At 62.9% G+C, this 23,388-nt stretch carries 23 protein-coding genes; 16 read left to right on the top strand and 7 right to left on the bottom strand.

Going from position 1 to position 23,388, the window contains the following annotated elements; all coding sequences use genetic code 11:
• Positions 1-5 precede the first annotated feature (5 nt).
• The 8 genes from WDS16_RS03240 to WDS16_RS03205 are packed head-to-tail and all read left to right on the top strand — an operon-like array spanning position 6 to position 6,302.
• Positions 6-788, top strand: a complete 783-nt coding sequence (locus WDS16_RS03240) for an SDR family oxidoreductase (RefSeq protein ID WP_338890453.1) — start codon at positions 6-8, stop codon at positions 786-788.
• A 28-nt stretch (positions 789-816) separates the two neighbouring features.
• The gene (locus tag WDS16_RS03235) at positions 817-2,484 is read left to right on the top strand and encodes a thiamine pyrophosphate-binding protein (RefSeq protein ID WP_338890451.1); all 1,668 of its coding nucleotides are present in this window, start codon (positions 817-819) and stop codon (positions 2,482-2,484) included.
• Positions 2,481-2,942, top strand: coding sequence for an alpha/beta hydrolase (locus WDS16_RS03230; RefSeq protein ID WP_338890449.1), 462 nt, complete (start codon positions 2,481-2,483; stop codon positions 2,940-2,942). Before WDS16_RS03235 ends, WDS16_RS03230 begins: the two co-directional genes overlap by 4 nt.
• Positions 2,939-3,172, top strand: coding sequence for a recombinase-like helix-turn-helix domain-containing protein (locus WDS16_RS03225; RefSeq protein WP_338890447.1), 234 nt, complete (start codon positions 2,939-2,941; stop codon positions 3,170-3,172). Before WDS16_RS03230 ends, WDS16_RS03225 begins: the two co-directional genes overlap by 4 nt.
• A 1-nt stretch (position 3,173) precedes the next feature.
• Positions 3,174-4,256 (top strand): Rieske 2Fe-2S domain-containing protein, encoded by a 1,083-nt coding sequence (locus WDS16_RS03220; RefSeq protein ID WP_338890445.1) that lies wholly within the window; start codon positions 3,174-3,176, stop codon positions 4,254-4,256.
• On the top strand, positions 4,253-4,585 hold the full coding sequence (locus tag WDS16_RS03215) for a hypothetical protein (protein ID WP_338890443.1): 333 nt from the start codon (positions 4,253-4,255) through the stop codon (positions 4,583-4,585). Before WDS16_RS03220 ends, WDS16_RS03215 begins: the two co-directional genes overlap by 4 nt.
• The gene (locus WDS16_RS03210; protein WP_338890441.1) at positions 4,582-4,995 is read left to right on the top strand and encodes a RidA family protein; all 414 of its coding nucleotides are present in this window, start codon (positions 4,582-4,584) and stop codon (positions 4,993-4,995) included. The genes WDS16_RS03215 and WDS16_RS03210 overlap by 4 nt, the downstream gene beginning before the upstream one ends.
• Before the next feature lie 41 nt (positions 4,996-5,036).
• On the top strand, positions 5,037-6,302 hold the full coding sequence (locus WDS16_RS03205; protein WP_338890439.1) for an MFS transporter: 1,266 nt from the start codon (positions 5,037-5,039) through the stop codon (positions 6,300-6,302).
• A 255-nt stretch (positions 6,303-6,557) separates the two neighbouring features.
• On the opposite strand, the gene WDS16_RS03200 is transcribed toward WDS16_RS03205, so the two are convergent.
• Complete coding sequence (locus WDS16_RS03200) at positions 6,558-7,718, bottom strand: hypothetical protein (protein WP_338890437.1); 1,161 nt, start codon at positions 7,716-7,718, stop codon at positions 6,558-6,560.
• Complete coding sequence (locus WDS16_RS03195) at positions 7,718-8,659, bottom strand: metal-dependent hydrolase (protein WP_338890436.1); 942 nt, start codon at positions 8,657-8,659, stop codon at positions 7,718-7,720. Before WDS16_RS03195 ends, WDS16_RS03200 begins: the two co-directional genes overlap by 1 nt.
• Before the next feature lie 238 nt (positions 8,660-8,897).
• Here WDS16_RS03195 and WDS16_RS03190 point away from each other — a divergent pair, with 238 nt between their 5' ends.
• Positions 8,898-9,521 carry a TetR/AcrR family transcriptional regulator gene (locus WDS16_RS03190; RefSeq protein WP_338890435.1) on the top strand — a complete coding sequence of 208 codons (624 nt, stop codon included), beginning with the start codon at positions 8,898-8,900 and terminating at the stop codon, positions 9,519-9,521.
• Positions 9,522-9,763: 242 nt separating this feature from the next.
• Here WDS16_RS03190 and WDS16_RS03185 read toward each other — a convergent pair whose 3' ends face one another.
• On the bottom strand, positions 9,764-12,001 hold the full coding sequence (locus WDS16_RS03185) for an NADP-dependent isocitrate dehydrogenase (protein WP_338890434.1): 2,238 nt from the start codon (positions 11,999-12,001) through the stop codon (positions 9,764-9,766).
• 208 nt (positions 12,002-12,209) lie between these two features.
• Complete coding sequence (locus tag WDS16_RS03180) at positions 12,210-13,652, bottom strand: serine hydrolase domain-containing protein (protein ID WP_338890433.1); 1,443 nt, start codon at positions 13,650-13,652, stop codon at positions 12,210-12,212.
• A gap of 138 nt (positions 13,653-13,790) precedes the next feature.
• Here WDS16_RS03180 and WDS16_RS03175 point away from each other — a divergent pair, with 138 nt between their 5' ends.
• The 4 genes from WDS16_RS03175 to WDS16_RS03160 all read left to right on the top strand — a co-directional run bounded on the left by WDS16_RS03175 (position 13,791) and on the right by WDS16_RS03160 (position 17,003).
• The gene (locus tag WDS16_RS03175; protein WP_338890432.1) at positions 13,791-14,840 is read left to right on the top strand and encodes a sensor histidine kinase; all 1,050 of its coding nucleotides are present in this window, start codon (positions 13,791-13,793) and stop codon (positions 14,838-14,840) included.
• On the top strand, positions 14,834-15,472 hold the full coding sequence (locus WDS16_RS03170) for a response regulator transcription factor (RefSeq protein WP_338890430.1): 639 nt from the start codon (positions 14,834-14,836) through the stop codon (positions 15,470-15,472). The genes WDS16_RS03175 and WDS16_RS03170 overlap by 7 nt, the downstream gene beginning before the upstream one ends.
• 49 nt (positions 15,473-15,521) lie before the next feature.
• The gene (locus WDS16_RS03165) at positions 15,522-16,199 is read left to right on the top strand and encodes a hypothetical protein (protein WP_338890428.1); all 678 of its coding nucleotides are present in this window, start codon (positions 15,522-15,524) and stop codon (positions 16,197-16,199) included.
• Positions 16,200-16,286: 87 nt separating this feature from the next.
• The gene (locus tag WDS16_RS03160) at positions 16,287-17,003 is read left to right on the top strand and encodes a tellurium resistance protein (protein ID WP_338890426.1); all 717 of its coding nucleotides are present in this window, start codon (positions 16,287-16,289) and stop codon (positions 17,001-17,003) included.
• A 10-nt stretch (positions 17,004-17,013) separates the two neighbouring features.
• Here the strand turns inward: WDS16_RS03160 and WDS16_RS03155 are convergent, their stop codons facing one another.
• Positions 17,014-17,547, bottom strand: coding sequence for a DUF2231 domain-containing protein (locus WDS16_RS03155; RefSeq protein ID WP_338890424.1), 534 nt, complete (start codon positions 17,545-17,547; stop codon positions 17,014-17,016).
• Positions 17,548-17,631: 84 nt separating this feature from the next.
• On the opposite strand from WDS16_RS03155, the gene WDS16_RS03150 reads away from it, so the two are divergent.
• On the top strand, positions 17,632-19,899 hold the full coding sequence (locus tag WDS16_RS03150) for an excinuclease ABC subunit UvrA (RefSeq protein ID WP_338890422.1): 2,268 nt from the start codon (positions 17,632-17,634) through the stop codon (positions 19,897-19,899).
• Positions 19,900-19,908: 9 nt separating this feature from the next.
• Here the strand turns inward: WDS16_RS03150 and WDS16_RS03145 are convergent, their stop codons facing one another.
• On the bottom strand, positions 19,909-20,772 hold the full coding sequence (locus WDS16_RS03145) for a hypothetical protein (protein WP_338890420.1): 864 nt from the start codon (positions 20,770-20,772) through the stop codon (positions 19,909-19,911).
• A 114-nt stretch (positions 20,773-20,886) separates the two neighbouring features.
• Between WDS16_RS03145 and WDS16_RS03140 the strand changes: the two genes are divergently transcribed.
• Entirely contained in the window at positions 20,887-21,765 is an 879-nt protein-coding gene (locus WDS16_RS03140; protein ID WP_338890418.1) for an SCO6745 family protein, read from the top strand.
• Between the two features lie 39 nt (positions 21,766-21,804).
• A complete protein-coding gene (locus tag WDS16_RS03135) occupies positions 21,805-22,113 on the top strand; it encodes an antibiotic biosynthesis monooxygenase (RefSeq protein WP_338890416.1) in 309 nt (102 codons plus the stop codon).
• A 35-nt stretch (positions 22,114-22,148) separates the two neighbouring features.
• Here the strand turns inward: WDS16_RS03135 and WDS16_RS03130 are convergent, their stop codons facing one another.
• Positions 22,149-23,213 (bottom strand): IS630 family transposase, encoded by a 1,065-nt coding sequence (locus WDS16_RS03130; RefSeq protein WP_338885902.1) that lies wholly within the window; start codon positions 23,211-23,213, stop codon positions 22,149-22,151.
• Positions 23,214-23,388 lie beyond the last annotated feature (175 nt).

The raw sequence follows: 23,388 nt of genomic DNA, 5'->3' as shown, positions 1-23,388 counted from the left end.
ACCGAATGGACCTGCATTTGCACGGACGTCGAATACTGATCACGGGCGCCAGCTCGGGCATCGGTCTCGCCACGGCGACAATGCTCGCCGGCGAGGGCGCACGGCTGGCTCTGTGCGCTCGCGACGAGCCGCGCTTGCGAGCGGCAACAGCGCATTTGGCGAAGATCACCGACGTGGTCACTGCGTCGTGCGACGTCACCCACAAGCCCTCGGTCGAGCGCTTCGTCTCCGATGCCGTCGACCGTCTCGGCGGCCTCGATTCAGTGGTGTGCAACGCCGGGCGCTCGCTGATGAGCACGCTAGACGAGACGTCCGACGACGAGATCCGTGCCGAGTTCGACCTCAAAATCTTCGGCGCACTCAATGTCGTGCGCGCCACGAGAAAGGCGCTGTCATCGTCCGATTCGGGTTCGATCGTGATCGTCAACGCGATACTCTCACGCCAACCCGAGTCGCGTCTGGCGATCACCGCTGCCGCACGAGCCGGCCTGCTCAACCTCTCCCGGTCTCTGGCAAGCGACCTTGCTGCAGAACATATTCGAGTGAACTCGGTACTGCTGGGACTGATCGACACCGGGCAGTGGCAACGGCGCTACGGCGACAGTGACACCGAGCTCGACTTCGAGGAGTGGAGTGCCGACATCGCCGCCGATCGAGGAATCAGCCTCGGCCGATTCGGTACAGCAGAGGAATTGGCCTTCCCCATCACCACGATGCTGTCTCCACTCAGCAGCTACATCACCGGCGCATCACTCGACGTCGGCGGCGGCGTCCACCGCTATGTCTGAACGTCCCTTCCGAGCTCAGGAGCAACCTATGGAACACCCACCACGCGCACGCCAAACTGGCGGTGACGTACTGGTCGAGGCCATGAAACGCCACGGCATCACCACTGCGTTCGGCGTCATCAGCATCCACAACCTACCGCTCGTCGAGGCCGTCGACCGTGACCTCGATTTCGTCGAGATGCGACACGAAGCTGCAGCTGTCAATGCTGCCGACGCCTACGCCCGCACGACCGGACGCATCGGCGTTGCCTTGACCAGCACCGGCACCGGCGCGGGGAACGCTGCCGGTTCGATGGTCGAGGCCCTGACCGCCGGCAGCCGAGTACTGCACATCACCGGTCAGATCGACAGCGAATTTCTGACCCCGGACCGACCGTCACCGAGCCGCGGCGTCATCCACGAATTCCCCAAGCAACCGCAACTCCTCGACGCCATCTCGGTGCACAGCGCTACCATCGCCGACGTCAAAGACGTTGCCGTAGAGCTCGAAACTGCGATTCACCGGATCTGCACTGCTCCGAACGGTCCAGCCAGCGTCGAATGGCCCTCCGATCTGCAGTATATTGCGTCGCCGGATAATCAGCGCCCGTTCGCGATTGCCGACACCGCCGTTGCTTCGCCGGATCCCGATGCGCTCGCCCGTGCTGCGACGTTGATCCGTGACGCGAAGAGACCGCTGTTCTGGCTCGGTGGCGGCGCGGCCGGTGCAGGTGCACAACTGGCCGAATTGGCACACAAGCTCGGTGCCGGGATCATCACCAGCAATTCGGGTCGGGGCATAGTTCCCGAAACCGACCCGCTCGTCGTCGGTAACTTCGCGACCACACCGCAGGCACGGGCTCTGCTCGCCGACAGTGATCTCCTCATCGCGATCGGAACTCACTTCCGTTCGAACGAAACGGCGTCCTACAGTCTGCGGCTGCCGGACCGCATGATTCAGATCGATATCGAGCCATCGACGATCGGGCGCGTCTTTCCGGCCGAGGTCGGCATCGTCGGCGATGCCCGCACCATTGTGTCCGCGCTCTCAGGCCAGGTCCTCGAACAAGCAGGCTGGGCCGACCGTGTCAGGGAGGTGCGCGAGCTGGTGCGCTCGGATCTCACCGAGTACATCGGTGGCTACGCAGACATCTGCGCCGCGATGCGCGCCATCCTGCCTGATCGTTCGCCCATCGTTCGCGACGTCACGATCCCGTCGAGCCAGTGGGGAAATCGACTGCTCCCCATCCTCGAACGTGAGACCAACATCTTTCCGCTGGGTGGCGGTATCGGACAGGGCCTCGCGATGGGGATCGGTGCAGCCCACGGGCGAACCGACGTACCCACCTTGATATTCGTCGGCGACGGCGGGCTTGCCGTTCACCTGGGCGAGCTGGCCTCACTGGCGGGGTCGAACGCACACGCCATCGTCGTCGTGTTCAACGACGGAGGCTACGGTGTTCTTCGGAACATGCAGGAGAAGAACGGCTTTCGCCGCGCTGGAGTCGATCTGCACACCCCGCGTTTCGATCTGCTCTCGGCGTCGATGGACCTGCCGTATCACCTGATTCAGCGGGCGGACGCGTTCGCCGACGCCCTCGCCGAGGCAGTCGAACGCACAGGGCCGAGCGTCATCGAGGTGGACGTCGCCTCGATCGAGCCGACACCCGGCGCTTTCGTTCCACCGGTACACATCCCACAGGAGACAAGCCGATGACCACGATCGCAGGCATTCGGTGGTGGGACGACGACGCGCAGATGGCGGTCGCCGCATCGATTCCGACACACGTGTTCGCCTCGAATACCGACTCGGCTGCGGCGATCGAACTCGCCGCACGGAACCCCGAGACGGTGTTGAGCTTGATCCTTGCCGATCCGATCCTCGACGTCGACACACACACGGATCTACTTGCCCAGGTGACTGTTCCGACGTTGGTCGTCGCGTCTGCACTCGATACGACCACCGATCTGACCGTCGCGCAACGCCTCGCCGGGGGTATCGACAACGCGGTGTTCGTCGTCATCGATGGCTGCACCCATCCGGTCCACACCGGCAACCGAGAATCGTTCCACGAGTGGACGTCATCCTTCGTCACCATCGCCGAGGGATTGGCACTGCGCTCGGGAACTGCACTGACCCCGCCCACTCCACTCGTCGAAGGAGCATTCGGATGACAACTCGTACAGCCCACGAGCCATATCTGGAAACACACCAAACTCATCCCGGCCCGATCACGCCCTACGAGCGCAAGCTCGCCGGGTCGCTCACCGAAATCTACTCCGGCGGAGTGGACACCCTGGACGGCGTCGTCGCAGGACTCAACACTCTCGGACTGCACGGTCCGGACGGCGGCCCATGGACCACCGAGAACTTTCGCGCCGAGATGCGCAGATTGGGGAATTGAGATGACCACTACCGAAACTCGCCCTACGACTCGCCGATCCGGCCCGACCTACGCGGTGGGCACCCGCCGCCACCTCGATGCCGAGGACATCGCTGCCACCGGCATTCGAGACCGCTGGTACCCGATCTTGCCGTCGCATATGGTCGAAGCCGGTGCCATGGTGCCTGTTCGACGCCTGGACGTCGACTGGGTGCTCTTCCGGGATGCGCAGGGCACCGTCCGCATGCTCGAAGATCGGTGCCCACACCGCAGTGCACCGCTGTCAGTCGGCCAACACCTGGGTGACCGAATTGCATGCATGTACCACGGCGTTCAGGTCGACGGTGATGGAACCGTCGTCTCGGTGCCCGGCATGCCCGGTTGCGCGCTGGAAGGTCGTCGCGCAACGGTGTCCCTGCAAGTGGTCGAAGCCGCCGACACGATCTTCGCGTTCGTTCCGCTGACGAACGACTCGGTACCGACACCGTTCGTGCTGCCGGACCGCCTGGCCGACCCCGAGGTCTCGTGGTTCCCCAACTTCGCCGAGTGGGCCGGCCCTTGGCGGTTCTACATGGACAACGTCCTCGACCCGATGCACGGCGCTTTCCTGCACCGCGACTCGCATTCGATGTTCGGCGGCGACGTCTCGGCGCGCTTCCGCATCCGGGAAACCGATCGGGGCTTCTTCTTCGAGAAAACCGATCAGCGCGGCGTCAACTTCGACTGGGTCGAGTTCGTGCGTGGATCCATGGACTTCGTCGACCTGGAGATTCCGTACGGCCCCGGAGCGGGCCCCGGAGGCGTCTTCGGAATCGTCGGCATGAGCACGCCGATCGGCCGAGACCATTCGGCGATCTTCCACTGGAGAACCCGACGCGTCAGCGACTGGCAGCGTGAATCGTGGCGGTTCCTCTATCGCACTGTCCTCGAAGCGAAGCACTGGCAGGTGCTGGAGCAGGACCGTGCAGTGCTCGAGGTCCTGGCATCCGACGCGGACCGTGAGGAGCACCTCTATCAGCACGATCTGGGCGTATCGCGCATCCGACGGCTGTACCGGGCCGACGCACTCGCTCAAGCCGAACAGCTCGCCGGTGCCAACGCATGAGTGCCGACACCATGATGTTGACGATCTTCCTCCGACACGACCAGAGCCAGAATCTCGAGCAGCTTCAAGGTCGTCTCGACGACGCCGACTGGTGGCGCGAATTCCCACCCGAGGGGTGTGAGGTCGTGTCCTGGGTGGTGGCGATGGGCGTCGGGCAGATCGTCACCCTTCGGCTACCGGCGCATCGGTTGGCGTCGGTCAACGTCGAACTGGAACGTCGAGCGTGGGGCACGTTCACCACCGACTTCTATCCCACCTACGACTTCGTTCCTGTGCGCGAACGTCTCGCCGAGGAGTCCGACGTTCGTCGCGGTGTTCTCACGCCATGACGAAAGTTGCGCATCCCGACGTCCCCGAGCCTCCCCTGCCCGGGATGTTCAGCAACGCCCGCGTCGTCGGAAACCAGTTCTTCCTCTCCGGCATGCACGCCGGTACACCGTCCGGACCGGTCGGTGGCTCCGACACCTATCAACAGACCGTCGAGACATTTCGTCGTATACGCTCGCTCGCCCACGCGTGCGGCGCCGACGTCGACGACATCGTGGCGCTCCGCATCTACGTCAAGGCAATCGCAGACAAGGCGGCGATCGGTCGAGCACGCGCCCAAGTATTCACCGGAGACTTTCCCTGCTCGACGCTCATCGAGGTGTCGGCACTCGTCGAGCCCGGACTCACCGTCGAGATCGAGGCACACGGCTTCATTCCCAACGCTCGAACAACGGGCGCTTCCCCAGTCTGATTCGGCGCATCCCGCTGCCGACACAACCTCCAGGACGCATAATGAGCGGACCGACCATGACAAGTAATGACACCTCCGAGATCACACGGCCCAACTGGCCAGTGCTGACACTGGCTTTCATCGCCGTTGTGCTCGACGGCTACGACACCATCGCGCTGGGACTCTCGGTTCCATCGCTCGCCCGAGACTGGGATGTGTCGGCGTCGCACTTCACTCCTGCCCTGGCATTAACGAGTCTCGGGGTCGCGATCGGTTACATCGCGGTCGGTCGGCTCGTTGCCCGGTTCGGATGTCGCAACGTCGTCCTGGTCGCCGTCGGGGTGTTCACCATCGGCTCGTTGCTGACAGCATGGGCCGGTTCCATCGTCGAACTCACAGCACTTCGCTTCGTCACCGGCCTCGGACTGGGTGCAGTCATGCCCGCTGCGGTCGCACAGGCTACTGCTCTGAACCCCGCGAGGTTCCGCCAGTCCATCGCAGTATTCGTCACCATGGGCATTTCTCTCGGCGCCCTGATCGCAGGCGTTGCCGGCAGCCAGTTGGTGAGCAACTTCGGATGGCCGTCCGTGTTCATCGTCGGTGCAGTCGCCTCGGCAGTGTTGTTCCCGTTCCTCTGGTTCGGGCTTCCCGACGAGCGCGCGGTGATCGGCAGCGTTCCCGTCGCCGACGCCAAGCGCAGCGCATCGGTCGCCCGGTTGTTCGATTCCGAGGTGCGCACCCGAACACTTCTCCTGTGGGCCTTCGCGTTCCTCGTGTTCTCCGTCTTCTACATCTTCTCCTCGTGGCTACCGACACTGCTGATCAGCTACGGCTTCAGCACCGGTCTCGCGCCACTCGGCTCCGCTGCACTCGGAGTCGGAAGCATCATCGGTGCAGGCATCCTCATCGTCGGCGTACTCAAGTTCAAGATGACGTCCGTACTGACCGGCACCACGGCGGCCGCCATAGTTTTCCTCGTGATCTCGGCGTTCCTCGGGCCGGACAAGGCGCTGCTGCTTTTGGTCTTCGGTGGCGTCGGCCTAGGTTTGCAGGCAGGCATGATCGGCCAAGCCGCTGTAGCGGTATCGATCTACCCTCAGCGCACCGCTGCAACCGGCGTCGGCTGGGCATCGTCGATGGGTCGCCTCGGCTCCGTCGTCGGACCGATCGTCGGCGGCGCACTCATCGGCCTCGGGACCGCGACCAGCACCATCGTGCTGCTCGCCTGCATCCCTGTATTCGCCGCTCTGATCGTCGTGGTGATCCTCGGCCGAGTTCGTACCCCAGCCCTTTCCGAGCAGGACGTCGCGTCGCACGCTCGGGCGTGAGGTTTTGGTTCCCCATCGCTTGAATGGTTCATTCATACGATCAGATTGCGTGGATGAACCATCCAAGCGATCGGGACTCGCACCCACAACCGCTTGAAAGGTCCGTTCATACGATTGGGGCGGATGGATGGACCTTTCAAGCGATCAGGCCGGCGAGGCAAAGCCCCAGACGGTCGCTCGAAACCCGCCCATCACCGGATTCACTCGCTGTCGCTACGACCGTTACGTCGACCTCATCCCAGATGGGCCACCTGGTCACGCGTCGATATGAGGCTGGCTTGCGCTGTCCGGTTCGGCCCGCCGGCCAGTTGAGCTTGCCCGAGGAATCGTGAATACTGCTGCGACACAAGCGATTGCCATGAAGAAACATGCGAGCGTGTACCAGAGGTTGCCGATCGGATCGCCGTTGTCGGTGACGCCGTCGACGGCGGAGAAGTAGTCCGGCAGCGCACTCGCCCACAGGATGGCCATCGTGCCCAGGTAGACCAGGCTGTAGACACGGACGAACCCGTTGGAATACACCGGCTCGCCCGATTCGCCAACCCGTAGTGCCCTCCATCGGCGGATGAGGATTGGGATCGCCACGAGCGCCAGAACAACGAGCTCGGCTAGGTAGAGGACACCACGGACAGTGTCGCTTCCCATACCGAAGACGGTCGCCGGAATCGGCAGGACGAAGGTGCCGACGGATGCCAGCAGGCCGATCACCACTGTGCGCCAAACCAATTCGAGACCGGTGAAACGTCGCCCCTGGTCGACCTGACGGCCGACGAAGAACTGGACACACAAGGCCAGCGACATCGGCCATAGGGCGGCGAACACCACGACACTCGGTATCGGGACAGCGTCGAACATCGGTTGGTTCATCGGGTTGTCGGTCGACCATTCCCACCACCGCAACTGGGGGCCAAGGTGATCGAAAATCTCGTAGAAGGCGTGGTGGACGAATCCGACACACACGGCACCGAGAATCACGCCACACTTGCGGAATACGCCGAGCATCCGGACGATCTCGAAGGCCATCGTCGCCATCAGTGGATAGATCGCGACGATGTACAGCGGGAGTCGCCCCCACATGAATTCGACGGTGAACAGATTGTGCGCGAACATCGTGTCGACGTGCGCTTCGATCCCGAACGCCGCCGGGAAGTACAGCGGCGGCTCGATGATGAACAGGTAGGCCGTCGCGCCGAACCACACAACCACGTTGGTGGGGTCACCGTGGCGACGGAGGCGCACGATCGCGTACACGAGCGCGAGGACCGACCCGAGCACGATCAAGAGCTCGAGCACCGGCAGGGTCCAGTTCTCCAACCCGAACGGGCTGCGAAGCTCGAACAGTCCGCCGGCTTCGCCGCAGGAGAAACCTAGCGCCGTCGAGAGCTGATCGAAGGTAGGTGTGCAGGAATCCGGCATCAGATGGTCCCCAGCCCAACCGATCGATCGGAACGGGTAGCGGTGTACCAGCGCGTGCAGTCGTAGCCCTCGTCATAACGCTTGAACCACTCGTCGGCGAACACCGGTAGCTTTTCGTGCTCGGGTTTGTGCCGGGGCATCTGACTCCGGACGGCACCCGAGAGGGCAGCCAACTGTTCACTGAGAGGCAGGCCGTCGAACGCTCGCGGCATCGTCCCTTTGCTCAGATACGGCGCGAAGAATGTGAAGAGCTTCTGCTTTCCCCGATGGGAAGCGAACATCGACAGTGAATCGACCTTGCGGTCCTTGAGCGGCACATGCTGGTTGAATCCCGCACAAGCGATCCGAATCACCTTCATCACGTGGGCGAAAATCGACGGCGCCATCCGCATTCGATAGATCTCGCTACCCACGAGCGCGTCGAAGATGATGAGCGCAGAACTGCGATGCTCGACTTCCTCTACGAAATGCCAGAGGAACAGCGATGCGACACGGTCGTCACCCGGCGCGAACAACGTAGCTTCGTTGTCCAACATCAGCTTGAACACTGGGGTGAACGTCGCCTCGAGGTCCGCCGTATAGGCAAGTCGATAGTTCAACGGGGTCGCCTCGGTGAGGAGGTCGTACTCACCGAGCACCGCATCGAGGGTGTTCTGAAGCCCGGGATACTGCTTGATCAGTGCCTTCACGTGCTGCCGATGAGCGGTCGAGTGATGCCCCTCCTGACGCATGAAGGCCATGGCTTCTTCCACGATCCGAGGATCCTTCATCGTCGACTTTGACTGGATAATCGCCTTCACGATCATCTTCTCGAAACCGATCGCCAGGAAAGAGACCGCGTTCGACATGCTCGACCACGCCGGGTTCTGCGGGTTCCACAGGAATGGGACGTCCTCGTCCTCGAATCCGAAGTCCATCTTCCGGGGCTGAAGATCAGTCATGCGCGACACCTCATCCTTGCTGGCGTAGGGGCGAAGGTCTCAGAGGGTGGCGAGATGAGACCGCAACAAGAGACAAACATACATGATGGCGTCGCTATGTATGTTAATTTGGAGTCTTCCGCTGGCTGAGCTGAGGCGCCGAAAGGAGCTGTGCCACAGCGGCACCTTCATTCGCGATAGTCTCGGACCTCGAGCGACAAACACCAGGGCCCACCAGGAGAAACGAGGACGAACCGAAGTGGCACGTAGGCGCGGTTGGGGTGGGACACCTCCTGAGAGCGACGAAGAAGCCGCGCGGCGGATCGTTGCTACTGCGGTCGAGCTCATCAGCAGCACGGATGGCGAGGTCACCATCGCCGACGTCGCGAACTCTCTCGGTGTCATCCGGCAAACTGTCTACCGATACTTCCCTACCGCCGAGGGACTTTTTCGTGCCGCGGCTATCGCCTCCGTCGGCGCGTTCCTCGATCGCCTCACCGATCACGTGCATGGCATCGAAGATCCGGCCGAAGCCGTCATCGAAGCCGTCATCTACACACTCGGCGACGTTCCCAGAACTCCCCAACTGGCCATCATGCTTTCGGGCGCACACTCACACGCCGAGGGCGTCGCCTCGGACGAAGCCATTATTTTCGGCATGACCATGATCAGGCGCTTCGACGTCGACTGGGAATACCACGGCTACGACGAGCAAGGCCTGCACGGACTCGTCGAACATCAACTGCGAATAATGCAGTCGTTCTTCATCTCCCCGGGAAACCCGCCCCGCAACGAGCACGACCTTCGACGCTACTTGCAACGCTGGCTGGGGCCGGTCGTCGCTCCACGGCACACTGCGACACATCCAATTCCCCACGCCTAACCCTCGAGGTCTAGAGGATGATTCCCGGTGTCGAAGCTTGATAATCCGCGAACAGCTCTTTGTAGATCGCACCGACTCGGGCTCGAAGGCCACGTCGACCCACTGGATGGACCATCCAGGCGATCAGGACTCGCCCCGGCGACCGCTCGAAAGGTCCATCCATACGATTGGAACGTATGAATGGACCTTTCAAGCGATCAGGCGCATACCGCTCAAGGCCGGCGATCAAGGCCGGCTAACAGCTACTTCTGCGCAGCGGCAAGCGCGTCGTTGAACGTCTTGGACGGACGCATGACGGCTGCGGTGGCCTCGGGGTCAGGGAAGTAGTACCCACCGATTTCGACGGGTCCGCCCTGGACCTCGCTGAGCTCCTTGACGATGGTGTCTTCGTTGTCGGACAACGTCTTTGCCAGCTCGGTGAAGTGCTGGGCGAGCTCCGGGTCCTCGGTCTGCGCGGCGAGCTCCTGCGCCCAGTAGAGCGCAAGGTAGAACTGGCTTCCGCGGTTGTCGAGTTCGCCGGTCGAACGTGACGGCCCCTTGCTGTTCTCGAGCAGCTTGCCGGTCGCGGCGTCGAGTGCCTTCGCGAGCAGAGCCGTCTTGGTGCTGCCGGTTTTGCGACCGAGATCTTCGAGACTCACTGCGAGAGCGAGGTATTCACCGAGCGAATCCCACCGAAGGTGGTTCTCCTCGATGAGCTGCTTGACATGCTTGGGTGCAGAACCGCCTGCACCCGTCTCGTACAGGCCGCCGCCTGCCATGAGTGGCACGATCGAGAGCATCTTCGCGCTGGTGCCCAGTTCGAGGATCGGGAACAGGTCGGTGAGGTAGTCACGAAGAATGTTGCCGGTTGCGGAGATGGTGTCGAGGCCGCGGACCAGACGCTCCATCGTGTACCGAATTGCGCGTACCTGCGACATGATCTGGATGTCGAGGCCCTCGGTGTCGTGATCCTTCAGGTACGTGCGCACCTTGCCGATCAGTTCGTTCTCGTGCGGGCGGTACGGATCGAGCCAGAAGACGACCGGCATTCCCGACTCGCGTGCGCGTCGCACAGCCAGTGCGACCCAGTCCTGAATCGGCGCATCCTTGACGATGCACAGACGCCAGATGTCGCCCTCTTCGACGGTCTGCGTCAGCAGAACCTCGCCGGTCGCGATATCGGTGATGTTGGCGATGCCCGCCTTCGGCACCTCGAAGGTCTTGTCGTGCGAGCCGTACTCCTCTGCCTTCTGAGCCATGAGACCGACGTTGGGGACGGTGCCCATCGTCGTCGGATCGAACTGGCCGTTGGTCTTGCAGAAGTTCACCATCTCCTGGTAGATCCGGGAGAAGGTCGACTCGGGGTTGACGGCCTTGGTGTCCTTGGGACGACCGTCGGCACCCCACATCTTGCCGCCGGCGCGAATCATGGCAGGCATGGATGCATCGACGATGACGTCGCTGGGCGAATGGAAGTTCGAGATGCCGCGTGCGGAGTCGACCATCGCCAGCTCCGGGCGAGTCTCATGGCACTTGTGCAGGTCTTCGATGATCTCGTCGCGCTTGGACGCCGGAAGCGCCTCGATCTTGCTGTACAGATCCGACAGGCCGTTGTTGACGTTTACGCCCAGCTCTTCGAAAAGCTCGTTGTGCTTGGCGAACGCGTCCTTGTAGAACACGCGCACAGCATGGCCGAACACGATCGGGTGCGACACCCGCATCATCGTCGCCTTGACGTGTAGGGAGAGCATGACGCCGGTCTCATAGGCGTCCTGCATCTCTGCCTCGTAGAAATCGAGGAGCGCCTTCTTGCTCATGAACATCGAGTCGATGACGTCACCGTCGGTAAGCGACACCTTCTCCTTGAGAACGATCGGCTCGCCGTCGGCGGGCAGCAGTTCCATCTTGATCTCACGGTCACCGTTGACGACCGTCGACTTCTCGCCGTGGTAGAAATCGCCTTCGCGCATGTGCGCGACGTGAGTGCGGGACGCCATCGACCATTCGGTCATGCTGTGCGGGTGCTTGCGGGCGAATTCCTTGACGGCCTTCGGCGCGCGGCGATCCGAATTCCCCTCGCGCAGTACAGGGTTGACCGCACTGCCCAGACACTTGGTGTAACGGTCGCGGATTTCGCGCTCTTCGTCGGTCTTGGGGTTGCCGGGGAAGTCGGGGATCGCGTAGCCCTTGTCCTGCAGCTCCTTGACGGCAGCGAGCAACTGCGGCACCGAGGCACTGATGTTCGGGAGCTTGATGATGTTGGTTTCGGGGAGCTGCGTCAGACGGCCGAGTTCGGCCAAGTTGTCCGTGACGCGCTGGTCTTCGGTGAGGTAGTCGGGGAATTCTGCAAGTATCCGGTTGGCAACTGAGATGTCACTGGACTCGACGTTGATATCGGCCGCATCGGCAAACGCGCGGATAACCGGAAGAAACGCGTGCGTCGCGAGCATCGGCGCTTCGTCGGTCAATGTGTAGATGATGGTTGGCTGCTTGTCTGTCATATTCGCCTTTGCCTCAGTTTCAACGTCGTCTTTTGGATACGTTCACGTCCAACTTTAATCTTCCGACGCCGCGCTGTGCGGGGCAGTGGCATATCACTCCATTCGGAGCCCGAAGTTACTGACGGGTAGGGCTTTCATGCCTCGGCGAGATCGAGGTTGTGCCTGTATTTCGACGACATTCGCGACGTAACTTCGATGTCGGCGGGGGTCAGTGCCGTCGGGACTTCCCGTAGCCCACGACCTGGCTCACGACGAGAAGAGTTGCGGTAAGGCAGACCGCACCGAGCAGAACCCAGAACATCACGGCGACGTCCGGAGCCCAGAGCGCCATCACCGTCGGTGTGGCCCCGACGAGCATCGGCACGCCGACGTACACACCGATCACTGTTACCCCTGCGCCGACTACGACGATCAGCACACGGATGGCCGCGCCGGCGAACGAGCTCTCTTTCGTGCGTCCGGTCAGCACGCGGTACACCGACAAGACGATCCAACCGATCAGCAGCGCGAGAGCACCGAGCAGAACACCGAGCACGATCGGTGCCATCGATCCAGGCAGATCGGAGGTCGATCCGTCGACGACGAGGGTCGTCACATTCCGCCCGACGGCAGCGATTCGCTCGGCTTCGATCTCACCGTATCTGTTGGCTGCCAACACCATTGCCACGTTCTCCCCCGGTACGAACGCTACGTAGGCGTAGTAACCGGGCACAGCACCCGAATGCCACCAGACGTCCTGTCCGCCGATGCTCTCGTGGAACAGCCCGTTCCCATACGTCGTTCCGTGGCCCGTATCCACCTCGGCCATGGAGCTTTCGCCGTTCTGCAGCTCGGCCAGCCGCCAGGCCGCATAGCGCCCCAAGTCAGAGATCGAACCGGCGAGGTAGCCGTAGCCGAGCCCCGCGGCGTCGACGCCGACATCGATCGATCTCGCCGAGCCGAAGAACGGCACATGCCCGGGCGGGACGCTTCGCTCGAAGTCCTCAGGATCTGTGATCGTGGTGGTGGCGCCGGCGGGTTCGAGCACCTCCCGCTCGAGAGCGTCGGCGAAGGACCCGTCCGTGGCCATCTCGACCACGGCCTGCAGAAGCAGGTAGTTCAGGCTGGAGTAGCGAAACGTGCCGCGGGCAGCGACGCCGTCGGGCTCGTACATCGTGGCCACCGCGTCGGCCGCCGATTCCCGACGTGTCCAGTCGTCGGTGCCGGTGATGTCGTGCGGAAGTCCGCTGGTGTGGAAAATCAGATCGCCGACGGTGACCGCTGGGTCGACAAGGATCTGCCGGGCCTGCGGGACGACATCGACGACGCGTGCGTTCTCGTCGACGAAGCCGTCGCGTTCGAGTCCCCGGACGGTGGCCGCCGTGAGCTGCTTGGACACCGACCCCCACACGAACGGGGTGGCGTCGTCGACGGGTGCACCACGTCCGTCGACACCGGTCGACGCCTGCGCCACGACACCGTCGGAGTCGACGATCTGCACCGTCATTCCCGGCGCGCCGATCTCCGACGCCCACCCGTCGACGGCCTCCTGCAGGACAGCAGGCTGAGTGTCCGCGAGTGCCCGGACGGTCCCCGAGCCGAGGGCCACGATTGCTCCGACGGTCACCAGAACGCACAGCATCGCCAGCACTCGCCGTGCGCCCGTGGGCATCGCGTCCGCTCCCCTCTCGTGTAAAGCTCTGTCGGCAGATATCTTTCGCACGGTATCCAGCTCCGGCTCGGACAGTCGATAGGCTCGCTACCAAGGTGCACCGTGCGCTACGACAGAAGTAGTAGGAGGAGGGCGGACGTGAGCGTCGATTCCGATCGCCTCGTCCACTCCGCTGTCACCGCGTACCGCGGGCTACTGATCGGCTCGACGGTTCTCTCCGACGAGGAGGTCGCAGGCCAACTCGCTCGGCAGGCCGAGAGTGTCGTGCGCGCTGTCGTTCGAGCGTTGTCGTCGACCGACGAGGACGAATCGGTCCCCGACATGAGCGAGCAGCTCGGTAGCGAGCGCGCACGGTCTCGCATTCACCCGACGCAGTCACTCCGCGCTGCGTCGCTGATGTTCGAGGCACTGTTCCCGGTTCTCGCCGACGCGTTCCAGGCGTCGGGATCACCGGTGTCCGTGGTCGAGCTGGGGACTGCACTCGAACGCGAAATCCAGCAGCGTGTGGCAGTCGGCGCGCTACCGTACGTCGACTATCTCCTGACCAGGCTTCTGTCCTCGCATCACGACGAGCGCAGCCGCATTGCCCGTGATCTGCACGATCGCATCGCTCACGGAATGGGTGTCTCGCTCCAACAACTCGATCTGTTCGAGCATTACAGAACTCGCGACCAGGGCCGGGCCGAGGAACATCTGGCCGCGGCACGCACGTCGATCGTGGCCAGCGTCGACATGACCCGTCAGTTGTCGGCGGACTTGTGGGTCACCATGCCCGACGACACCTTGAGCGGCGCGCTTGCCGCGTACCTCGACTCGACAGCTCCCACGGACACTCGTACCAGCCTGGTCATGCTCGGCGAGCAGCCGCACCTGCCCGACGAGGTGGCAGCGGAACTGTATCTGCTCATCCGAGAGGCGGTGCGCAACGCATTGATTCATGCGCGCCCCACTGCGATCGACATCGAACTCATCGCCGAAGCCGACCTGTTCCGTGCACTGATCAGGGACAACGGCGGCGGATTCGACGTCGACGCGGTCACCTCGGCCAAAACCGTCGGAGGACTCGCCTCTATCCGCGAACGAGCGGAGATGCTGGGTGGACGGGCATCGATCACCTCGATCGCCGGCGCCGGGACAACCGTCGAAGTGCAGTATCCAACGGCCACCGTCGCGGGTCAGCGGTGGTGACGCCCAGCGGCCAGCCGTTCCGTGTCGTCATTGCCGACGACCACACGTTGTTTCGTGACGGGCTGGCAGCATTGATCGAATCGGATCCGGCATTCGTCGTCGTCGCTCACTGTCCCGATGGCATCAGCGCGATCGAGGTTGTCACTGCACAGGTTCCGGATGTCGCGGTGCTCGACATCGAAATGCCTGGCCCCGGAGCACATGCGGTGGTGAGCGCGATCCGCGCGCAGGCACCGTCCGTGGCCGTGGTGATTCTGTCGATGCACCAGAATCCACGCACCATGCGAGATCTGCTCGACGCGGGCGCATCGGCGTTCCTGTCGAAAACCGTTGCGCGCGATCAATTGATCGCCGGGCTCTACTCGGTGCTGCGCAGTCCCGACGACGTACTTCTGTCGTCGTCACGCGAGTCCGTCATCGCAGCGTTGAAGCCCTCGCCGCATCCGCTGTCGCCGCGGGAAGTCGAGATCGTCAAACTCGTCGCCGAGGCCAGAACGAACGGACAAATCGGCAGTGAGCTCGGCATCACCGAGTCGACAGTCAAGCGGCACCTGACGAATGTCTTCGCCAAGTTGGGCGCCGTGTCCCGAGTCGACTGCATCCGCAAGGCATCGGCCCGCGGCATCCTCTGAAGAGCTTTGGGCCGGTAACGATCCCCCGACCGAAAACGAACCTGAGGGTATGCCAAACAACGTAGTCCGTCTTGTGCTCGCGACCGCCGCATCCGTCGGCCTCCTGTCGGTAGCCGCGATCCCAGCCCATGCGGCTCCCCTCCCCGTGGACACCTTGGTCGCTGTCGAGCAAGCATTGCAGCCTGCCGCGATGCCGATCGGATCCAAGACAGCCGAATCCGCACTGATCGCGGTGCGCAAGATCGCCGAAGGCGGACCGCGATACAACTACTTCCCCCGGTCGGTGCGGCTGACCGAGGGCACCACGCAGCCGTTCCTGTACGACACGGCGGCAGCGGACTGCCTGCCCAGCGGCTTCGAACCGGACGACTACTCCGTCGGGATCGGCCAGGCAATCGCGGGCCCTGCCGTCGACGAGAGTCTTCCGGTCCCGGTCATCCCACCCGGAACGGTCAACGTTTTCTTCAGCGCGATGAACACGGCCATGTCCTCGCCTCTTCAAGCGGACAACCTAGAGGTCGCCTGGGTCAATCTGAACACCATGCAGTCGGGGCGCGCTCCGATGTTCCAGGAGCGGCCGGCGGACTACATCGTCACCCTGTCCAACACCATTGCAACCGGCAGCGGCACCATCGTTTTCGTCGTGTTCGGTAGCGTTCTCGACAACACGAGCAACGGTCTGCCGCCGTGCGAGTTCGCACCGGTGGTCGGCGTCGTACGGGCCTGACCCATCGCCGAACGCATTCTGCTCGTGATCACGCTCGGCTAGGGTGAAGCACGCAAACCGGACTTTCTGACGATAAGGCTCTTGAAGATGGCAATCGACTACACCCGCAAGCCTTCGACCCCCGCCGCCGCGACTCCTGCTGCCCCGACTCCTGCATCGTCGGGGGTAAGCCTGAGCAAGGTGACGCTGTCGAAGGCTGCCCCGTCGATCAGCCTCACCAAGTCCGGAGAATCCCAGGGTTCGATGCGCGTCAACCTGAACTGGTCGACTGGAGCAGCGGCACCTGCGCCGAAGAAGAAGGGATTCCTGGCGAAGTTGGCAGCGGCGTCGTACGGGTCGGGCGGCGTCGATCTCGACCTCGGCTGCCTCTACGAACTCGCCGACGGTTCCAAAGGCGTCATCCAGGCCCTCGGCAACAGCTTCGGTGCGATCGACCGCGCTCCGTTCATCGCGCTGGACGGCGACGACCGCTCCGGCACCGTCACGGGCGGCGAGAACATGCACATCAACCTCGCCCGACCCGACATGTTCAAGCGCATCCTCATTTTCGCGATGATCTACGACGGTGCACCCAACTGGGCCGCTGTCGATGGCGTCGTCACCCTGTTCCCCACGTCGGGACCACAGGTGGAGGTCAAGCTGGACTCGGCCAGCAACTCTGCGCGAATTTGCGCAATTGCGTTGCTGGAGAGCGGAAAGCAGGGCGTCACCGTCACTCGTCAGGTCGAGTACATCCAGGGCAGCCAGTCCGATCTGGACAAGAAGTACGGCTGGGGTATGAAGTGGGCGGCGGGGCGCAAGTAGCGACTTTTCGCTACTCCGCTCGGTGCGCGCCGACGGAGGACTGATCCTCGGTGACGCTGTATGCGAGGTGCCCGCCGATGACGCCGCCGAGACCGGCAGCGCCCAGACCGGCTATCGCTAGGCCCTTCGCCACTGCGTCGGTGCGCGTCCGTCGGCGCAGAAAGGACCCCAGGAACAGGAAGAGTCCAGCAGCGTTCGTCGCTGCGTGAATCAGCCCGACTCGACGTGCCCGCGGGCCGCGCGTCGACCAATCGGCCCATCCGGTTGCGAGTGTGGGCGGCGCCGATGCGAGACCGAGGCCGATGAGGCGCCGTGCGGCTGTGGGCTCGGATCCTGCCAGGTCGAGCACGACCGCGCTGGTCCATGCACCTACCGTGACGTTCACCAGCGCCGGGTGGATCGGATGCCCCACGAACGATCCGCGTAGTACTCCGCCGATCGCACTACCGTCGAGAGCGGGTTTGATAATCCGGTGGACGGCGTCGCTTTCCTTGTCCAGGAACGACGCGGATTCGAGACTGTTCATCACACCGGGGAGGCTCATGCCGTTGCGGATACCCGACGGCGGCGGAACCAACCAGGACGGTATTGGCGGGCACCCTCGTACACCGTACGGTAGCCTGTCGGGATGACCTCGCCGGAAGCTCTGAATACGATCGTCGTCCGAGGCGCACGAGAGAACAATCTGCACGACATCGACCTGAACCTTCCGAAACGGACACTCATCGTCTTCGCCGGTGTCTCCGGATCCGGCAAGTCTTCCCTGGTATTCGACACGATCGCGGCCGAAGCTCAACGCCAGATCAACTCGACGTTCACGGCGTTCGCGCAGACGTTCCTCCCGTCCTACGGTCGCCCTGACGCGGACCTCATCGCCAATCTGTCTGCGGTGATCATCGTCGACCAGAAGCGTCTGTTCGGTGGGCCGCGTTCGACCGTCGGCACCATCACCGACATCGGCGACTGGCTACGGATGCTGTGGTCTCGTGGGGTCAAGCCGTCGATCGGCTATGCCAACGCCTTCTCGTTCAACGACCCGGCAGGTATGTGCCCTGAGTGCGACGGACTCGGTGAGGCGAAGATCGTCGACATCGACGAGCTGGTCGACGAGTCGAAATCGCTGCGCGAGGGCCCCTTCAAGCATCCGGACTTCGAACCCGGCAAGTGGCCCTACCGCGTGTTCGCCGACTCCGGACTGTTCGACCTGGACGTCCCCATCGAGCAGTACTCGGCCCGCGAGCGACACATCTTCTTCGACGCGAAACCCGGCGAGATCGAGGTGGTCAACGCCGAGGCGATCATGAAGAGCTACGAGGGCATCATCTCGCGCTTCCGGCGCAGCTACCTCTCCAAGGACGCAGACGCACTGAAAGGCAAAGCCAAAGTCGCCTTCGACCGGATCGTCACCCGCGGAACCTGCCAGTCGTGCGGCGGCACTCGCTACAACGAGACGATTCGGAACGCCACTCTCGAGGGGCTTTCGCTGCCCGACGCCTTCGCCATGCAGGTCTCCGATCTCGCCGACCGTATCGAAGGATGGACACTGAAGGACCTGGACACGTTCAGCGCCGAAATTGTGCTGCAGCTCCGCAGACTCGTCGACCTCGGTCTCGGCTACCTCAGCCTGGACCGCGCAACCTCCTCGCTGTCCGGTGGTGAATCGCAGCGCATCAAGATGGTTCGCCATCTCGGCGCGACGCTCAACGACATGCTCTACGTGTTCGACGAACCCACGACCGGACTGCACCCTCGCGATGTGCATCGACTGAACGATATGTTGCTTGCGTTGCGAGACAAAGGAAACACGGTACTCGTCGTCGAGCATGATCCAGAGGTGATGGCGATCGCCGACCGCGTCGTCGAAATAGGTCCGGGCGCAGGAAAAGCCGGGGGCACCGTCGTGTTCGAGGGCACATACGAGCAGCTACGAAATGCGGACACCAGAACCGGCAAGGCCCTTCGACGCGACGGTGCTGCACTGCGAACGCCGCGTACACCCACGGATTTTCTGCACATCACCGGCGCCGACACTCACAATCTGCACAACGTCAGCGCGGACATACCGCTCGGTGTTCTGACGGCAGTCACCGGAGTCGCGGGCTCGGGCAAGTCCAGCCTGATCCACGGCCATCTACGTTCCGTGGCCCCGGATGCGGTGATCATCGATCAGGCCCCCATCCGCGGGTCTCGCCGCTCCTCCCCTGCGACCTACTCCGGTTTGCTGGATCCGATCCGCGCGTACTTCGCCAAGAGAACCGGTCAACCCGCGTCGTTGTTCTCGCCCAACTCCGACGGCGCATGCCCGGATTGCCAGGGCAGCGGCATCATCTTCACCGATCTGGGATTCACCGAGCCAGTATCGAGCACGTGTGAAACGTGCCAGGGCAGACGTTTTCGGCCGGGCGCCATGAGGCATACCGTCGACGACATCAGCATTGCGGACGTGTTCGAGATGTCTGTCGAGGACGCGCAGGGCTTCTTCGAAGTCAAGAAGATCCGTGACATCCTGCATCGCTGCTCGGACGTCGGACTCGGTTATCTTTCTCTGGGACAGAACCTTTCGTCATTGTCCGGTGGTGAACGGCAGCGACTGAAACTCGCCACCGAACTCATCGGTTCGTCGTCCATTCTGGTTCTCGACGAGCCGACCACCGGTTTGCACCCGTCGGATGTCTCGAACCTCATTGCCCTCTTGTCCGGCATGGTCGCCGAAGGCCGCAGCGTGATCGTGATCGAGCACAACCTCGATGTCGTCGCGGCGGCAGACTGGGTCATCGACCTCGGCCCCGACGGCGGCCTGGGCGGCGGCGAAGTTGTGTTCACGGGAACGGTCGAGAACTTGATACATGCCGATACGCACACGGGAACTTACCTGGCCAAGAGCCTGGGAGGCTGACACCGGCCGTCACAGCCTCAGCGGAGCGTCACGCGACAAACGCAGCCTCTCGCGCACGGGTGGGCTTTCGAGCAGGAGACGAGCGTCTGTGTCCGCCAATGCTGCACGTGCCCAGCGATTTTCCCTGCACCACATCACCAGCGTCATCAACGAATTTGGATCGACCGCCAGTTCGTGTGCACGGACAACAATGGAATTGTGGGTGTCGTCGCGCTGCAGAGTGCGCTTCGGAACGAGGTGGGCGGACCGTATTCGAATGATCGGGTTCCGGACGACGTACATGTTCACCCGCACGTAGGAGGTTTCGGCCTTCACACCATCTATGTCCTCCCAACGCAGAAAGTCCCCCGTGCGCTCCGGTCCGCGGAGGCCGAACCGCAGCGAACTCCGCAGAATCCCATCCACGTGTAGCGAAACCTGAGTGCGCGGCAGCAGCAGAACCGTGACTGCGCTCGCACACGCAAGGAGCCCTGAGAAAAGCCCGAACCCATCACCGGAAGCGAAGAAAAACAACGCTAGTGCCAGCAGGCCCGCGACCAGGAACCCTCGCGATCTTCGGCGCACCAGCACGCCTGGACCAAGCTGGGCGTCGTCGATCGGCACCACCGATTTCGGTACACGAGAGCGTGACAGTCCGGCCAGGGTCAGTCCCACCGACACACCCCCGGTCAGGAACAGAACGAGTGCGATTCGCTGCGCCAACTCGCCCCAGGAATGGTCGACGATCACTTCGGGAATTGTCACAACAGCCAACACGAGCGCAACTCCCGACGTGGCAGCCGCGACCAACCAAAACAGGTTCAAGGGCCTTGGCCAGTGTGGATGCCATTCGGGTCGATAGAGCAGCTCGTTCGTGGAATCGTCGTTCTTCATCCATCCTCCGTCGTCGGCCACAGGCGGCACTTGATCTGTTGGACGCGACCGGCGGTCGAACGGTTCCATCGACCTCCACCGTGGGCGGCGATCGGACGGGTAGGTTCGACAGCCATGAGCCTGGAGACGTTGCCCGCCATTGCCCGCGCTGCCTACACGACGTTCGAGCCGTTTCACATCACGGCGTACTTCAATCCGCAGCTGAAGTCGGCAGGCAAAGACACCGGCCTCGACGGTCACGCCTGGTACTTCGGATCCCGGGCCGCCCCTCTCGGTGAGACGTCGGCGAGCGTCGTGGCAGCTGCGTTCTACAACTTCAACCCCGAGTTGATCGAGAGGGTCTGGCCGTCGGCAGTCGCCGCAGGGCTCGACACGATCACCGCACGACGATGGGAGTTGCTCGACTCCGTCCTGGCCGATGCGCTGGGACCGTTGACGACCGATCCCCAGCTCGTCAAAATCGGCAACCGTTTACGAGGCCTCGGTGACACCGCCGTCTTCGCCGGCCGCACGTTGTCCGCAGCGTGGCATTCGTCCGAACGTCCCGACGCTCCGCACCTTGCTCTGTGGCACTCCATCGCTGTCATCAGGGAGTGGCGCGGCGACGGCCACCTAGCAGCCCTCGTCGACGCACAGTTGGATCCGACGGAGGCCGTCGTGTTCCACGAAGCCGTTCATCCGGATCCGAAAGCTCGGCGCGTACTCGGCAAACGCATCACTCAGCTGACGCGGCAGTGGTCGGACGATGAATGGGATGCAGCCGCGCGGCGTCTGGCGTCGCGTGGACTGCTGACCACCACCGAGGCAGGCGAAACCCTCACCGAGCAGGGCGTCGAACTCGACGCGCACATCGAGCAGCGCACCGATGTTCTCGCGTCGTCCATCTGGCGGGGCATCGACGACGCCGAGGAACTGATCTCCAGCGTGCGGCCCTACGTGAAAGCCGTCATCGACGCCGGAATTCTGCCGGGGACCAAGAAGCGAACCGACTGAATCACCGCTCGCCAGGGGGTTGTGCCACATACTGTGCCGATGATCCTGGAACACGCGCTTCTGAACGTCCTACCCACGCGCACCAAGGAGTTCGAAGCTGCATTCGCTCAGGCCTCGTCGATCATCTCGGAGATGCCCGGTTTCGTGAGCCTGCGATTGTCCCGAGGGATCGAGAGTCCCGATGTCTACCTACTGCTCGTCGAGTGGGAGAGGCTCGAGGACCACACCGAGGGCTTCCGCCGGTCGAACGAGTACCAGCAGTGGAAGAAGCTGCTGCATCACTTCTACGCCCCGTTCCCGGTCGTAGAACATTTCGCGACGCCCGTAGTCGAGACGCCAGAGGCATAACTCTGTAGACGCTCACGGAATTGCCAGCCGCGCACCTAGTGGCTCGTGTTTGAAGTCGTTTTACGGGTCGCTTTCTTGAGGATTTCCTCCGGGGTTTTGGTCCAGACGAATGGTGTGGCGCGGGTGTTCCAGCCGTTGATGAACGCACGGATTTTCGATGTCAGATCGGTGACGGAGGTGAAGACGCCGCGGCCGAGTGCTTGACGTTGGATGACCCCGAACCACACTTCGACGAGATTGAGCCACGACGCTGATGTCGGAGTGAAATGGACTGCGATGCGGGGGTTCTCGGCTAGCCAGGCTTTGACTTCGGGGGTCTTGTGGGTGGCGTAATTGTCGGCGATCAGGTGCAGCTCCTGGCTGGGGTAGGCCCGTGCGACCTGTTTGAGGAACGCCAGGTATTCGGTACTGCGGTGGCGCGGTTTGCAGGAGGCGGTGACCTTGCCGGTGGCGATATCGAGTGCTGCGAACAGTGTTGTGGTGCCATGTCGTTTGTAGTCGTGGGTGTGCCTCTCGACCGAACCGGGCTGCATCGGGAGCATCGGTTGGGTGCGGTCGAGGGCCTGGATCTGGGACTTTTCGTCCAGTGACAATACGATCGCGTTCTCGGGTGGATCGAGGTACAGACCGACGACATCGTGGACCTTGGCGACGAGCTCCGGGTCGGTGGAATATTTGAACGTCTCCGCCCGCCACGGCTGCACACCGTACTCACGCCAAGCGTTGGCTACAGCGTAGAAACTTATCCCGAGATGGTCGGCTAGCAACCTCGAACTCCAATGTGTGACACCGAGTTTCTTCGGTGGCGGCATCAACGTCGCTGTCACGATCGCCGAGTGATCGAGCGTCCGCGGCCGGCCCGATCGATGCAGGTCCGACAGGCCGTCGATGCCTCGTTCGCCGTACCGTCCACGCCAGGTGATCACCGTCGGACGCGAAACGCCGCACCTGCGTGCGATCTCCGAATTCGACACCCCATCGGCGGCGAGCAACACGATCCTCGCCCGCAACGCCAACCCTGCAGGCGCGGTCGGTGCCCGCAAGATCGCTTCGAGCTTGTCCCTGTCGCCGTCGATCAACCCGAGAGGTGCGATTCGCATCCCTCATTTTCGCATCCCGACACTGTCAAACCAATTCAAACACGCGACACTAGTTGCTAGCAATTCCGTGAGCGTCTGGCAATTCCGCGCGCGCCTACGACCGCGCCGTCGTACCTCCATGAAATCACCGTGATTCCAACCGTGTTCACCCGGTTCGTTCGGCCGTACGTTCATC

Origin of the sequence: Rhodococcus sovatensis (genome assembly GCF_037327425.1) — a bacterium.
GTDB classification, from domain to species: Bacteria; Actinomycetota; Actinomycetes; order Mycobacteriales; family Mycobacteriaceae; genus Rhodococcoides; species Rhodococcoides sovatense.
Note: the sequence above shows the minus strand (reverse complement) of the source record. Positions and strands in the feature narration are given on the sequence as shown.